The sequence below is a fragment of the Bradyrhizobium sp. Cp5.3 genome, from assembly GCF_000426265.1.
Classification (GTDB): domain Bacteria; phylum Pseudomonadota; class Alphaproteobacteria; order Rhizobiales; family Xanthobacteraceae; genus Bradyrhizobium; species Bradyrhizobium neotropicale.
This window is the reverse complement of sequence record NZ_AUFA01000004.1, coordinates 398,280-412,284: the sequence shown is the minus strand read 5'-3', so window position 1 is coordinate 412,284 and position 14,005 is coordinate 398,280. Positions and strand designations below refer to the sequence as shown.

General features: G+C 63.8%; 13 protein-coding genes. 12 read left to right on the top strand and 1 reads right to left on the bottom strand.

Translation table 11 applies throughout. The features are described 5' to 3' along the window. The first annotated feature begins 95 nt into the window (after positions 1–95). The 10 genes from K289_RS0109665 (at position 96) to K289_RS53045 (ending at position 8,887) form a co-directional block, all read left to right on the top strand. On the top strand, positions 96–1,124 hold the full coding sequence (locus K289_RS0109665) for an ABC transporter substrate-binding protein (RefSeq protein WP_027551317.1): 1,029 nt from the start codon (positions 96–98) through the stop codon (positions 1,122–1,124). Positions 1,125–1,153: 29 nt separating this feature from the next. Continuing rightward, the gene (locus tag K289_RS0109660; RefSeq protein WP_027551316.1) at positions 1,154–1,858 is read left to right on the top strand and encodes a hypothetical protein; all 705 of its coding nucleotides are present in this window, start codon (positions 1,154–1,156) and stop codon (positions 1,856–1,858) included. 95 nt (positions 1,859–1,953) lie between these two features. Further along, positions 1,954–3,264 carry an ABC transporter substrate-binding protein gene (locus K289_RS0109655; RefSeq protein ID WP_027551315.1) on the top strand — a complete coding sequence of 437 codons (1,311 nt, stop codon included), beginning with the start codon at positions 1,954–1,956 and terminating at the stop codon, positions 3,262–3,264. 15 nt (positions 3,265–3,279) lie between these two features. Beyond that, complete coding sequence (locus tag K289_RS0109650; protein ID WP_027551314.1) at positions 3,280–4,047, top strand: ABC transporter ATP-binding protein; 768 nt, start codon at positions 3,280–3,282, stop codon at positions 4,045–4,047. A 4-nt stretch (positions 4,048–4,051) separates the two neighbouring features. After that, positions 4,052–4,756: an ABC transporter ATP-binding protein gene (locus K289_RS0109645; protein ID WP_027551313.1), complete on the top strand. Its 705-nt coding sequence runs from the start codon at positions 4,052–4,054 to the stop codon at positions 4,754–4,756. 15 nt (positions 4,757–4,771) lie between these two features. Beyond that, a complete protein-coding gene (locus K289_RS0109640; RefSeq protein ID WP_027551312.1) occupies positions 4,772–5,653 on the top strand; it encodes a branched-chain amino acid ABC transporter permease in 882 nt (293 codons plus the stop codon). Then, a complete protein-coding gene (locus K289_RS0109635) occupies positions 5,650–6,660 on the top strand; it encodes a branched-chain amino acid ABC transporter permease (protein ID WP_027551311.1) in 1,011 nt (336 codons plus the stop codon). Before K289_RS0109640 ends, K289_RS0109635 begins: the two co-directional genes overlap by 4 nt. After that, positions 6,629–7,558 carry a polyphosphate kinase 2 family protein gene (locus tag K289_RS0109630; protein WP_027551310.1) on the top strand — a complete coding sequence of 310 codons (930 nt, stop codon included), beginning with the start codon at positions 6,629–6,631 and terminating at the stop codon, positions 7,556–7,558. The genes K289_RS0109635 and K289_RS0109630 overlap by 32 nt, the downstream gene beginning before the upstream one ends. Beyond that, a complete protein-coding gene (locus K289_RS0109625) occupies positions 7,555–8,592 on the top strand; it encodes a patatin-like phospholipase family protein (RefSeq protein ID WP_027551309.1) in 1,038 nt (345 codons plus the stop codon). The genes K289_RS0109630 and K289_RS0109625 overlap by 4 nt, the downstream gene beginning before the upstream one ends. A gap of 13 nt (positions 8,593–8,605) precedes the next feature. Further along, positions 8,606–8,887 carry a DUF3551 domain-containing protein gene (locus tag K289_RS53045; RefSeq protein WP_156917890.1) on the top strand — a complete coding sequence of 94 codons (282 nt, stop codon included), beginning with the start codon at positions 8,606–8,608 and terminating at the stop codon, positions 8,885–8,887. Here the strand turns inward: K289_RS53045 and K289_RS0109620 are convergent. After that, positions 8,863–9,753 carry an MBL fold metallo-hydrolase gene (locus K289_RS0109620; protein WP_027551308.1) on the bottom strand — a complete coding sequence of 297 codons (891 nt, stop codon included), beginning with the start codon at positions 9,751–9,753 and terminating at the stop codon, positions 8,863–8,865. The genes K289_RS53045 and K289_RS0109620 overlap by 25 nt on opposite strands. A gap of 719 nt (positions 9,754–10,472) precedes the next feature. Here K289_RS0109620 and K289_RS0109615 point away from each other — a divergent pair. Beyond that, positions 10,473–12,806 (top strand): mechanosensitive ion channel domain-containing protein, encoded by a 2,334-nt coding sequence (locus tag K289_RS0109615; RefSeq protein ID WP_027551307.1) that lies wholly within the window; start codon positions 10,473–10,475, stop codon positions 12,804–12,806. Positions 12,807–12,907: 101 nt separating this feature from the next. Continuing rightward, complete coding sequence (locus K289_RS0109610; RefSeq protein ID WP_027551306.1) at positions 12,908–13,918, top strand: tripartite tricarboxylate transporter substrate binding protein; 1,011 nt, start codon at positions 12,908–12,910, stop codon at positions 13,916–13,918. Positions 13,919–14,005 lie beyond the last annotated feature (87 nt).

The window sequence follows — 14,005 nt, the reverse complement described above, 5'->3', positions numbered from 1 at the left end:
TATTGCGCCGAAAGGCCGATGACCAGTGCCCCGTCCGGCGCTTCTCAAGCCTGTCCCGCTGCTCTATGGTGCCGCCAGCCGAACGGAGGAAACCAATGAAGAACACGATAGCGAGGCTCGCCGGCGCGCTGCTCGCGCTGACGCTCACCACCGGTCTTGCCGCGGCGCAAAGCAAGGTGACCATCGCGGTCGGCGGCGGCTCCTGCCTGTGCTACCTGCCGACGGTGCTGGCAAAGCAGCTCGGCGAATACGAAAAGGCCGGCGTCAACGTCGATCTGGTCGACCTCAAGGGCGGCTCGGACGCGCTCAAGGCCGTGCTCGGCGGCAGCGCCGACGTGGTCTCCGGCTATTTCGACCATTGCGTCAACCTCGCGGCCAAGAAGCAGGAACTCCAGGCCTTCGTGGTCTATGACCGCTATCCCGGCCTCGTGCTGGTGGTTGCGCCCTCGCGCACCAACGAGATCAAGTCGGTCAAGGATCTCGCGGGCAAGAAAGTCGGCGTCAGCGCGCCCGGCTCGTCGACGGACTTCTTCCTGAAATATCTGCTGAAGAAGAACGGGCTCGATCCCGCCGGCACCGCCGTGATCGGCGTCGGCCTCGGCGCCACTGCGGTGGCCGCGATGGAGCAGGGCCAGCTCGATGCGGCCGTGATGCTCGACCCCTCCGTGACCGTGCTCCAGGGCAGCCACAAGGACCTGCGTATTCTCAGCGATACCCGCACGCAGAAGGACACGCTCGAGACGTTCGGCGGTGAATATCCGGGCGGCGCGCTGTACTCGACGGCGGCGTGGGTTGCCGGCCACGAGAAGGAGACGCAGGCGCTGACCAATGCGATGCTGGGCACGCTCGCCTGGATCCATTCGCACTCGCCCGAGGAGATCATGGCGAAGATGCCGGAGGAGATGGTCGGCAAGAACAAGGATCTCTATCTCGCCGCGCTGAAGAACACGATTCCGATGTTCTCCGAAACCGGCAAAATGGACCCGAAGGGCGCCGACGCGGTGCTCGCGGTGTTCAGCGTCGGCTCGCCGGAGGTGGCGAACGCCAAGATCGACGTCAGCAAGACCTTCACCAACAAGTTCGTCGATCAGGCCAAGAAGACCACGGGATCGAATGCCAAATAACTGACGCGAAGGCGTGCTAGTCGACTGTCATGACGTCTTCCATCATTCATCGCGTCACGACGCTTGATCTTGCCGTCCGCCCGATCGCGTGGCCGTTCGCGGAAGAACGGCGCGCCGAGATCGACGCGCATTTCGCCGCGAAGCAGCGCGAGCTCCCGCAGATCTGGAACGGCCGCGTCCTGCTCGGGCGCGACCCCGTGTTCTCTGACGGCCATTTCGCCGCGACTTATTTCGAGACGGATTTTGCCAGCTTCCTCGCTTGGCGCGACTGGGGTTTTCCGGACCCGGCCGTGTTCAACGGCTTCGGCATGGGCGCGCTGCGCGCCTCCGACGGCGCCTTCGTGATGGGCGAGATGGGACCGCATACATCCAATGCGGGCCGCATCTATTTCCCGTCGGGCACGCCCGACCTCGATGACGTCAAGGATGGCACGCTCGACATCACCGGCAGCGTTGTGCGGGAGATGGAGGAGGAGACCGGCCTGACCGCCACCGACTACGTGGTGGAGGCGGGCTGGCACTGCGTTGTCGCCGGCCGCTCGATTGCCATGATGCAGATCCTCAACCTGGACATGCCGGGCGAGGCGGCCCGTGCCCGGATCGAGGCCAATCTCGCTGCCCAGGCCGAGCCCGAACTTGCGGCCGTTCATCTCGTGCGCGGGATGAGTGATCTCACGCCGACCATGCCGCGTTTTGTCACGGCCTTCGTCGAGCACCAGTTCGCCGCGCGCTGACGCGCGAGGCTTGACATCGCATCGCTCAACCCATGTGATGGGCCAAAAAGCAAAAACAACAAGAATGCAATGCACAATCGTCCAGGGAGGTTTAGATGCGCCTGCGCATGGCTGCCCGCTTGGTACGTGGGCTGTTGGTCGCGATCGCGGCGACGGGCTTGGCAATGTCCGCCCAGGCCCAGGAGAAAAAAATCAAGATTGGCGTGATTTTCGACCTGACCGGACCGCTCGCAGGCGGCGGATCGGAGCTCGAATATATCGGCGTCAAGATCATCCTCGACCAGTACAGCAAGACCGGCGTCGAGGGCTACAAGGTCGAGGCGGTTTACGCCGACGCGCAGAGCAAGCCTGACGTCGCCATCAACGAATCCGTTCGCCTGCTCGAGCAGGAGAAGGTCGACATGGTGCTCGGCTTCTTCTCCTCGGCGCAATGCGTGCCGGTGGCCGCTCGCGTCGAGCAGCTGAAGAAGTTCATGTGGATGACGACCTGTATCTCGTCCGCGGTGTTCAACGACAAGAACTACAGATACGTGTTCCGCCCGCAGGCGAGCGGCGATCAGTTCGGCATGATGACCATGGACTTCATCGCGCAGAACGCGAAGGAGAAGTTCGGCAAGGAGCCGAAGGACCTCCGCGTCGCCATCATCCACGAGGACGGCGCCTATGGTGTCGACGTCTCCAAGGGCAACGAGGTTGGCGCCAAGAAGGCCGGCTTCAACGTCGTGCTGAAGGAAGGCTATTCGGCAACCGCGCCGGATCTCTCAGCGCTGGTGACCAAGCTGAAGCGCGCCAGGCCCGACGTGATCTTCCACACCGGCTACAATCCCGACATCACGCTCCTGCTGCGCCAGGCCCGCGAGCAGGGCTTGAAATTCGGCGCGCTGATGGGCCACGGCGCGGGCTACGGCGTCTATGAGAAGCTGAAGGAAGGCCTCGGCGCCGACGCCACCTACATCTTCAACACCGACCCGATCTCGATCTGGCTCGCCAACCAGAAGACCATGGATCCGAAGCTCGCGCCGGTCATCAAGATGGTCGGCGAGGAGTTCGACAAGATCAAGCCCGGCGTCGCCATCCGCTCGGCTCATGTCGGCATCGGCGCCTCCAACACCTACGTGTTCATGAACGATGTGCTGCCGCGCGCGATCAAGAAGTATGGCGGCGTCGATCCGGACGCGCTGCGCAAGGCATCGCTCGATACCGACATCCCGGAAGGCGGCACCATGCTCGGCTTCGGCGTCAAGTTCTACGGCGAGGGGACGCCGATGGCCGGGCAGAACGAGCGCTCGTTCCCCGTTGTCATCCAGTATCTCGACGACAAATCCTATGTGGTGTGGCCCAAGAGCCAGGCGCAGCGCGAAGCCGTTCTGCCGCTGCCGAAGGGCACCACCTACAGCAACCAGTAGCGGCGGAGAGCTTTGGTGTTGGAGGTCAGCGGGCTCGTGAAGCGGTTTGGCGGCTTCAAGGCCGTCAACAACGTGTCGTTCAGGGTCGATCAGGGCGAGATCCTCGGCCTGATCGGCCCGAACGGCTCTGGCAAGAGCACGATCTTCAACATGCTCTCCGGCACGCTTCCTCCGACTTCCGGATCCATCCTGTTCGCCGGGCACGAGATCGCGGGCCTTGCCCCGCACCGGATCATCAACCGCGGCATCGGCCGCACCTTCCAGATTCCGCGGCCGTTTCGCAAGCTGACCATCTTCGAGAACGTCGCGCTCGCCGGCTTCTACGGCCAGGGCCGTCACAGCCGCGTCAAGGCGGAGGAGGCGGCCGAACGCGCGCTCGCGATGGTTGGATTACCGACCGATCGGCATGCGTCTGTCGACGGCTTAGGAGCGGCCGGCCTGAAGAAGCTCGAGCTTGCGAAGGCGCTCGCGACCGCGCCAAAACTGCTGCTCGCGGATGAAAGCCTCGGCGGCCTCGATGAGGCCGAGATGGATCAGGCCGCCGAGATGCTGCGAAAGATCCGCGACGAGCTCGGCATCACCATCATCTGGGTCGAGCACATCATGGGCGTGTTGATGCGCGTGGTCGACCGCGTCATGGTGCTCGACCACGGCGAGAAGATCTCGGAGGGGCTGCCGAGCGCGGTTGCGAGCGATCTGCGCGTGATCGAGGTCTATCTCGGCACCGATGCCGAGACCACGCAAGCCGCGGCCGCCGAGGCGCGCCGCCGCGCCGGAGTGTAGCGCCATGCTGGAGCTTCGTTCCGTCGATGCCGGCTATGGCAGCTTCCAGGCGCTGTTTGACGTCAATCTCGACGTGAAAGCCGGCGAGGCGGTCGGCGTCATCGGACCGAACGGCGCCGGCAAGACCACCTTGATGCGGGTGATCTCGGGCCTGATCCGCCCCTCGCGCGGATCGATCCGGATGGAGGGCGTCGATGTCGCGGCGACGCCGGCGCACCGCATCGTCGGCCTCGGCATCGCCCATGTGCCGGAGAACCGGCGGCTGTTTCCGCAGCTCTCGGTCGACGACAATCTGAAGATGGGCGCCTTCATGAAGGAGGCGCGCAGGACATACGCCGAGCGCCTCGATTTCGTCTTCGAGCTGTTCCCCCGGCTGAAGGAGCGCCGCCACCAGATGGCCGGCACCATGTCCGGCGGCGAGCAGCAGATGTGCGCGATCGGCCGCGCGCTGATGTCGAATCCGAAGCTGCTGCTGCTGGATGAGCCCTCCGCAGGGCTTGCGCCGGTCGTCGTGCAGCAGGTGTTCGAGCTCGTGAAACGAATCCGAGCGAGCGGGCTGACCGTCTTGATCGTCGAGCAGAACGTGCAGCAGGTGCTGCATGTGGTCGACCGTGCCTATCTGATCGAGGCCGGTACGATCCGCAGCTCGGGCACCGCGGCCGAGATGCTGGCCAGCGACACGGTCAAGGAAGCGTATCTCGGGGTATGATGGCGGGTACGGCGCATGCAGGCATTTCTTGACATCTTCGACATCTATCTGCTGGAGGCGGTGATCAACGGCATCCTGCTCGGCGGCGTGCTGGCGCTGCTGGCGCTCGGGCTGAACCTGATCTTCGGCGTCATCGACGTGACCTGGATCTGCTACGCCGAGCTCGTGATGATCGGCATGTACGCCATGTACTTCATGGTGCAATATTACGGCCTCAGCTATTTCATCGCCGCGCCGTTCACCATCCTTCTGGTTGCGCTGCTCGGCGCCTTGCTCCACTACCTCGTCATCGCGCCGCTGCTCACGGCGCCGCCGATCAATCAGCTTCTGGCGACCGGCGGGGTGCTGTTCGTGCTCCAGAGCTTTGCCACAGTCGCCTTCGGCATCGACTTCCGCAATCTCGGCATCCGCCTGCCGGTGCTGGCCTTCGGCGACATGAATTTCAGCTACGCGCGATTGCTGTCGTTCCTGGCTGCCCTGGTCGGCATGGTCGCGGTCTATCTGTTCATGACCCGCACCTTCACCGGCACCGCGATCCGCGCCATCTCGCAGGACCGGCAGATCATGGCGCTGATGGGTGTCGATACCAAACGGATGTACATCATCACATCCGCGCTCGGCGGCGGGCTCGCCGGACTCGCCGCCTGCCTCCTGGTGCTGCAATACGACGTGCATCCCTTCGTCGGACTGTCGTTCGGGCCGATCACCTTCCTGATCTGCGTGCTCGGCGGTCTCGGCAATTTCATCGGCGGCTTCATCGCTGCCTTCGTGTTTGCCGAGATCATCTCGCTCGGCGGCCTGTTCTCCGACCTCGAATGGGGCTATGTGCTCGCCTTCGCCTTCTTCATCGTCATGATGTTCATCCGGCCCGCGGGCCTGCTTGCGAGGCGGCGATGACGGGGCAGGGCCGGCTTGCAGCGTGGGCGGTGGGTTTGGCGGCACTGGTTGCGCTGCCCTTCGTCTATCGCGATCCCTATCATCTGCACATCCTCGTGCTGATCCTGATCTGGTCGTTCGCCTACACCTCCTGGTCGATGATGGGGCGGTTCGGCCTCGTTTCGCTCGGCCATGGCGGCTTCATGGGAATCGGCGCCTATGTCACCGCGCTGCTGTGGAATCATCTCGGTCTGTCGCCCTGGATCGGCATCCCCGTCAGCATGGTCGCGGCCGGCGCGCTGGCCCTCGTCGTCGGCTATCCCTGCTTCCGTTTCCGCATCACCGGGCACTATTTCGTGCTGGTGACGCTCGCGCTCTCCGGCATCGTGCTCCAGGTCATCACGGCGACGCGCGACTATACTGGCGGGTCCCTCGGCTATACGCCGAACCGCGCCACGACCAACAAGCTGCTGGCGCTGCAATTCGACGACAAGACGACATGGTACCTGATCGCGCTTGCGGTTTGGCTTGCGGGCATCGTCGTCTGGCACTTGATCGATCGCAGCATGAGCCGCTACGCACTGGAGGCTATCTCGGAGGATGAGGACGCCGCGGCGGCCGCCGGCGTCGACGTCACCGCCGAGAAGCTGAAGATCACGCTGATCAGCGCGCTGATGACGGCGCTGGCCGGCGCGATCTACTGCCAGTACCAGATGTTCATCACGCCCGACACTGTCAGCGGCATCGCGGTGTCGCTGCAGATGGTGTTCGCGGCCATCGTCGGCGGCCTGTTCGTCTCGCTCGGTCCGACCGTCGGCGCCATCATCACCATCCTGCTCGCGGAGACCCTGCGCATCGGCTTCGGCACCAAGGCGGTCGGCTGGGACAATCTCGTCTACGGCGTGCTGCTCGTCCTCTTCATCATATTCCTTCCCAAGGGCATCCTTGGTAGCGTGCTCGATCGATTGAAATCGCAACGCAAGGTATCCCGCACGCATGAGCAAGAGGCCGTCAAAATCGCTCGCTGAACAACTCGACCGGTATATCTCGCCGTTCCGCCATGACGGGTCCGGCAAGTTTCGCCTGAAAGAGCACAAGACCGACGAGAAAGGGGGCTTGGACAAGGAGCAGGGGCAGGAGATCCTCGACGCCAACAAGAAACACCTCATCGAATTCCAGGAGAAGCTCTACGCCCAGGACCGCTGGTCGCTCCTGATCGTGCTCCAGGGCATGGATGCGGGCGGCAAGGACTCCGCGATCAAGGCGATCTTCGAGGGCATCAACCCGCAGGGCTGCGAGGTCCATGCCTTCAAGCAGCCGAGCAGCAAGGAGCTCGACCACGATTTCCTTTGGCGCCACGTCATCGCGCTGCCGGAGCGTGGCCACATCGGTATCTTCAACCGCTCCCATTACGAGGAATGCCTGGTGACGCGCGTCCACCCGGAGATACTCGCCAAGGAGAAGCTGCCGCCAAAGCTCGTGACCAGGAACATCTGGAAAGAACGGTTCGAGGACATTTCCGCCTTTGAGCGATACCTGACGCGCAACGGCACCGTGGTGCTGAAGTTCTTTCTCAATCTGTCCAAGGACGAGCAGCGCGAGCGCTTTCTCGACCGGCTGGAGGATCCGGCCAAGCAGTGGAAGTTCTCCATGGACGACATCAAGGAGCGTGCGCTGTGGCCGCGCTATCAGGCCGTGTACCAGGATATCGTCCGGCACACGGCGACGCCTCATGCGCCCTGGCATGTCGTGCCCGCCGACCACAAATGGTTCGCGCGGGTCGTGATCGGCTCGGTGATCGTCGCGGCGCTCGAAAAGCTCGATCTGCGCTTTCCGCGCGCGGACAAGGCCTCGCTGAGTGAGTTCGCCGAAGTGCGGAAAGCGCTCGAGAGCGAAGCCAAGCGAGGCAGGAAGCGCGCCAAGTGACCGCCTATGGGACCGGAAACCAGAAAAACGTCAACTTCGCACTCCAGGGCGGCGGCGCGCACGGCGCCTTCGTCTGGGGCGTGCTGGACCACGTGCTCGAGGACGGCAGGCTCGCGATCGAGGCGATCAGCGCCACCAGCGCCGGTGCGATGAATGCCGTGGTGCTGGCTTCCGGCATGGCCATCGGCGGAGCCGAGGCGGCCCGGCAGAACCTGCATGCGTTCTGGAACGAGGTCTCGCGGATGGACCAGATCTATGACCTGTTTTCGCCGCTCAACCAGCTGATCCAGGCCCTCAAGCTGCCGCCGGAATATCACCCGGTCCATGCCTTCATCCACACGTTGACGCACACGGTTCCGCCGAACGTGCTCAACCCCTTCCAATTCAATCCGCTCCGGTCCTTGCTGCAGCGCGTGGTCGACTTCGACCGGCTCAATTCGTCGCCGGAGGCGCCGCAGCTCTTTCTTAACGCCACCAATGTCCGCACTGGCAAGATCAAGGTGTTCCAGACGCCGCTGCTCAGCGCGGACACCGTGCTGGCCTCGGCCTGCCTGCCGCCGTATTTCCAGGCCGTCGAGATCGACGGCGAGCATTATTGGGACGGCGGCTATCTCGGCAATCCCGCGATCTTTCCTCTGATCTATCGCAAGGGCAGCCACGACGTCATCATCGTGCAGGTCACCGCGATCCGGCGCGACGAGCTGCCGGCGAGCGCGGCCGATGTCCTGCACCGCATCAACGAGATCAGCTTCAATTCGTCGCTGATGCGGGAGATGCGCGCGATTGCCTTCGCCACCCGTCTGATAGACAATGGCGAACTCGATAGCAGCACGCACAGCCGCATGTTCATGCACTGGATCGGCAATGACCAGTTGATGTCGCAGCTCGGGACCGCCACACAGTTTCATCCCGAATGGAGCTTGCTGTGCCAGCTGCGCGATGAGGGGCGCGAGGCCGCGCGAAGCTGGCTCGCGCAAAACTTTGACCAGATCGGAAATTCATCTACGGTCGATTTGACCGACATGTTTCTGTGAATCCGAGGTCGTTGTGTTCAAGCCGGTTGTCGCCATTTCCGCGCTCGCCATGCTCCTGGCGGCTGGTTCTGCGCGAGCCCAGACCTATGCTGGCAACGCGCCGGTCTGCCTGCGCGTCTTCGGCGAATTGGAGGGCGAGCGGATGGATTGCATTTTCCATTCGTTAGGCGAGTGCCAGGCGAGCGCGTCGGGACGCCCGGCGACCTGCCTTGCGAATCCGTATTTCGCGCAAGCCTCTCCCCGCAGGAGCGGGGAGAGGTCAAAACCCTCTCAATACCCGCGGCCCCACCAATAGCAGAAGCGCTCCACATTGGCGGGGAGGCCGCTTTCGTAGTTCGCCCATTTCTCGTATTTGGGCAGCTTCACTTCCTTCATCGCGGTGTCGAAGCACTTGCCGGCATCGGCGGCCCTCTTCACCTCGGCCGACAGGTCCTCCATGTAGGCGATGTCGTCTTCGACGTCCTTCTTGGTGCCGAGCCGGCCGCCCGCATTGGGGTGGCCCGGGATCATCCGCTCCCAGTCGAGCGCGGCGAGCTTCTTGAGCGAAGCGATATATTCGACCGGCGACGCATTATCCGGGATGTTGCGGAACTGGACGGACTCGATCGGTGCGAAGTCGACGACGAAGACGAGTTTCTCCTTCGGCAGCCGCATCACCAGCGAATTGTCCGAATGGTTGCGGCCGACATAGTTCAGCTCCAGCGTGGTGCCGCCGAGCGTGATGGTCTTCTTGTCGTCGACCACCTGGTCCGGCATCACGACGTCGGACAGCAGTGCATTCTGCTTCTTCAGCTCGAGCAGGCGCTCCTTGGTCCGCCGGTGGGCGATGAAGATGGCGCCGAGATCCTTGAACGGCTGGCCGCCGGCGATGTGGTCGTAATGGTGGTGGCTGTAGATGACGTATTTGATCGGTTTGTCGGTGACCGCCTTGATGGCTTCGATATAGGGCTTCGCGGGACGCAAGTACGAGATCGGGTCGGTCGCGATCACGCCCTGCGGTGTCACCACGAACATCGACTGATGGCCGCCATAGCGGAAGATGTAGACGTTCTCGGTACCGTCGACCTTCCTGGTCGAGGTCTGCGGCGGATTTTGCGCGGCGGCCGATCCAACTCCGGCGACGAGCGCGGCGAGCACAGTGAGACAAATCGATATCTTCATCTTTTGCTTTCTGGAAATGACGGAGAAAGGAGAGGCGAATATCCTCATCGACACAAACGCTGCGGGGAAGAATTTATTCCGCCGCATCTTGTCGCGGACCAGCCACCGGCAGCGTCGACGTTGCGGAACCAGCACATTCAAATGTGATCCGCGCACCTCTGATCCCGCTTGACAGTTTTGTGGCACGGGAGGAGCATTCCGAGGGTCGCAAATCTGCGACGCGCAATGTCCAACCTCAAGAGCAAGGGGAGGTCTATGACGCCACCTCCGCAAATCCGGCCGCGTTAATTGCGATGGAGCTCGTTCGGACTATCGCATAGCGGTTCAATCCGCGAACGACACGCCGGGACAAGGTTTAAGCGGGCTGCATCAGTGAGGCAAAGCCCCTTACCTTCCCGGCGGTGTGTTGTGAGACGCGCTCAGCGCATCAGGCGACCGCGACGAGGCCGCCGCGCGAAGTTGCCTTCGACATCCTGCTTTCTCTCTCTTCTCCTCCTCGCCGTCATTCCGGGCTGAAGCCCGGGATGACGGGAGCTTTGCTCTCGCCTATTACGCCGCGGGCATTCCCTGCATTGCGGCAAATGCCAAGAGAAAGTCGTCTCGCCGGCAAACTTCCGACACAGGATCGGGGCGAATAGCACAATCCGACATGACGCCTGCGCCACGGCGGCGACGAGTCTCGTCTCCGCCGGGCGCAGCCGTTTTTCCAGGGAATCTTCGTGTCGCACAAGCTCGTCCCAGCGCTATTCGCTGTCCTCTTCCTCGCAATCTCGACCTTCTCCGGTGCCCGCGCCGAGCCGCGCGCGCCGGCAACGAACGGAGCGGCCACGCTGTCGCCCGACGAAGCCAAGCGGGCGCTGGAGACCCTGCAGGACGACAAGAAACGCGCCCAGATGATCGATACGCTGCGCGCCATCGCCAACGCTTCGACCCAGGCCGCGCCGCCCCCGCCCGAACAGAAATCCCCGATTCCCCTCTCGGCCGACGGTCTCGGCGCGCAGCTCCTGCTGACGGTATCGGAGGAGATCGGCGATATCTCGCGTCAGGTCGCGGAAATCGCGCGGACGCTGACACATTTCCCGGCCTTCTACTACTGGTTCCTGCGCACGGCGAATGATCCCGCCGCCTACAATCTTCTGATCGAGATCGCCTGGAAGCTGGCGCTGGTGTTCGGCTGTGCCTTCTGCGCCGAATGGGTGATCTTTCGCCTGATCCGGCGTCCGGTCGCATTCCTGGAATCGCGCGTGCCGCAGACCGCGCGTCTTCCCGCGCAGGCGCTGCCCGTCGCCGATCCGCCATCCTCCGCCGCCGATGTCGCCGCCGCACCCGAGCTGCACCGGCGCCGCGCCACCCTGGCGCGGGCCTGGCAGCTGTTCCTGCGGCTGCCGTTCGTGATCGGACGTCTGCTTCTCGAGCTGCTCCCGGTGTGCGTCTTCGTCGGCATCGCCACGGCGCTTCTGGGAACGGAGATCGGCGATCCAATAACGGTACGCCTCGTGATCCTCGCGGTCGTCAACGCCTACGCGTTCTCGCGCGGGCTCATCTGCGTCGTCCGCGCTCTGGCGGGGCCGTACGGCCTGTTCCCGGTTCGCGCCGAGACTGCGGCCTATATCGAGATCTGGGCGCGCCGCATCGTCGGCGTCGGCGTGTCCGGCATCTGCTTTGCCAACGTGGCGCTGCTGCTCGGGCTGCATCGCGCTGGCTATGCTGCCTTGCTGCGCATGGTGATGCTGATCGTGCATCTCTTCATCGTCGTCATCATCCTGCAATGCCGCCGCCAGGTTGCGGACGCCATTCGCGCGCCCGCCGGCCGGCAGGGAATTGCGGCGCGCCTGCGCAACCGCATCGCCGGCGGCTGGCACTATCTTGCGATCGCGCTCGACCTTGCGCTGTGGGCGGTGTGGGCGCTGAACATCCGCAACGGCTACTCGCTGCTGCTGCAATATTTCGTCGGCACCATCGCGGTCGCGCTGATCACGCGCGTCGTCATCATGGTGACGCTGAGCCTGATCGACCGCGGCTTCCGCATCAATCCGGAGATCTTGCAGCGATTCCCCGGCCTCGAGATCCGCGCGAACCGCTATCTGCCGCTGCTGCGCAGGATCGTCTCTGGTGTCATCGCCTTCATCGGCTTCGTGGCTGTGCTCGAGGTCTGGGGCGTCGATGCCATCGTCTGGTTCTATGGGGGCCAGATCGGCAGCCGGCTGATATCGGCGGTGGTGACCATCGGCATCGCCGCTGCCATTGCCGCGATAGTCTGGGAAGCCAGCAACGCGCTGCTGGAACGTCAGATCAACACGTTGTCGCGGGACGGACATTACGCCCGCGCCGCGCGGCTGCGCACGTTCCAGCCGATGCTGCGGACGGTGCTGCTCTGCCTGATCGCCACCGTCGTCGGTCTCACTGCGCTGAGCGAGGTCGGCGTCAATGTCGCGCCATTGCTTGCCGGTGCCGGCATTGTCGGCATTGCTATCGGCTTCGGTTCGCAGAAGCTGGTGCAGGACCTCATCACCGGCCTGTTTCTGCTCCTGGAGAACACGGTGCAGGTCGGCGACACCGTCAGTGTGTCGGGTCTCACCGGCGTGGTCGAGAACGTCTCGATCCGCACCATCCGCCTGCGCGCCGGTGATGGCTCCGTGCACATCGTGCCGTTCAGCGCGGTCACAACCATCACCAATTCGAGCCGCGGTGCGGGCAATGCGTCGGTCAGCGTCAACGTCGCCTACAAGGAGGACACCGACCGCGCCGGCCTGATCCTCAAGGAGATCGTCGACGAGATGCGCCGCGAGCCGGAATTCCGTGCGGCGATCCGCGGCGACCTCGAGCTCTGGGGCATCGACAAGGTCGACGGCGCGATGGTGTCGATCGTCGGCCAGATCCGCTGCACGGATTCGGGGCGCTGGCCGGTGCAGCGCGAATTCAACCGCCGCATGAAGCTGCGCTTCCAGCAGGCCGGGATCGAGATCGCATCTCCCGTTCAGACCATCTTGATGCAGATCGCGCCGCCGGCCGATGCGGCTGCGAACCTGACGCCCCGTCGCGCGACCGGATAGCCGCTCGACAAATTTCCGGCTTGCCTCTGTCCGCCTGGCAGCGTTCACTCCGGCTCCAGCCCGCTGCCAACATGCGGGCGACGAAAAGGGTGGTGAGGATGATGCGGGGGCTGTGGGCTGGATTGCGCGGCCAAGTGATCGTTTGCGCGTTGATCGTTTGCACTCTGATCGGATCTGCGCTGTGGACCGCGCCGGCCGGCGCTCAGTCCTTCCCGTCGCGACCCATCACGCTCGTCGTGCCGTTCGCGGCGGGTGGCCCGACCGATACGCTGGCGCGGATCCTGTCCGAACGGATCTCCGCTGAATTGCACACGACGGTCGTTGTCGAGAACGTGGCGGGCGCCTCCGGCAGCATCGCCGGCGCCCGTGTCGCGCGCGCGAGCCCGGACGGCACGACGATCACGATCGGCCATTGGGGCACGCATGTTCTGAACGGCGCGATCTTCAAGCTACCCTACGACGTGATCGCGGATTTCGAGCCGGTCGCGATGATCGCGATGGGCACGCAGCTCATCGTCGGCAGGAAGACGCTCAAGGCCGACAATCTGAAGGAGCTGATCGCCTGGCTGAAGGAAAATCCCGGCAAGGCCACTGCCGGGACCGCCGGTGCCGGCACGGGCGCGCATGTTGCTGGCGTCTTCTTCAAGGAAAAGACCGGCACCGACTTCCAGTTCGTGCCCTATCGCGGCGCGGGGCCCGCGATGATCGATCTGGTGGCAGGGCAGATCGACATCATGTTCGACCAGGCATCGAACTCGCTACCGCAATACAAGAACGGTGCGATCAAGGCGTTCGCGGTGACGTCGCCGACGCGGCTTGCGTCCGCGCCCGACATTCCGACCGTCGACGAGGCGGGGCTGCCCGGCCTCTACATCTCCTACTGGCACGGCATCTGGGCACCGAAGAACGCGCCCAAAGAAATTGTCACAAAACTCAACGCGGCGATCGTGGCAGTGCTGGCCGATCCGTCAGTCAAGCAGCGCTTTGCCGAATTGGGGCAGGAGATTCCGCCGCTGGAGCAGCAATCGCCCGCAGCGCTCGAGAGATTCCAGAAGGCCGAGACTGAAAAATGGTGGCCGGTCGTGAAGGCCGCCGACATCAAGCCGGAGTAGCTGCAGTATCACAAAGCGCTCCCCCTCATCCTGAGGGCCCGCTGGAAGCGGGCGTCTCGAAGGATGGGAAGCGGGCGAGATAGGGGC

What these genes read in the sequence shown, in the direction of transcription:
- K289_RS0109665 (WP_027551317.1), top strand. Translation starts at nt 96, where the DNA reads ATGAAGAACACGATAGCGAGGCTCGCCGGCGCGCTGCTCGCGCTGACG.
- K289_RS0109660 (WP_027551316.1), top strand. Translation starts at nt 1,154, where the DNA reads ATGACGTCTTCCATCATTCATCGCGTCACGACGCTTGATCTTGCCGTC.
- K289_RS0109655 (WP_027551315.1), top strand. Translation starts at nt 1,954, where the DNA reads ATGCGCCTGCGCATGGCTGCCCGCTTGGTACGTGGGCTGTTGGTCGCG.
- K289_RS0109645 (WP_027551313.1), top strand. Translation starts at nt 4,052, where the DNA reads ATGCTGGAGCTTCGTTCCGTCGATGCCGGCTATGGCAGCTTCCAGGCG.
- K289_RS0109640 (WP_027551312.1), top strand. Translation starts at nt 4,772, where the DNA reads ATGCAGGCATTTCTTGACATCTTCGACATCTATCTGCTGGAGGCGGTG.
- K289_RS0109635 (WP_027551311.1), top strand. Translation starts at nt 5,650, where the DNA reads ATGACGGGGCAGGGCCGGCTTGCAGCGTGGGCGGTGGGTTTGGCGGCA.
- K289_RS0109630 (WP_027551310.1), top strand. Translation starts at nt 6,629, where the DNA reads ATGAGCAAGAGGCCGTCAAAATCGCTCGCTGAACAACTCGACCGGTAT.
- K289_RS0109620 (WP_027551308.1), bottom strand. Translation starts at nt 9,753, where the DNA reads ATGAAGATATCGATTTGTCTCACTGTGCTCGCCGCGCTCGTCGCCGGA.
- K289_RS0109610 (WP_027551306.1), top strand. Translation starts at nt 12,908, where the DNA reads ATGCGGGGGCTGTGGGCTGGATTGCGCGGCCAAGTGATCGTTTGCGCG.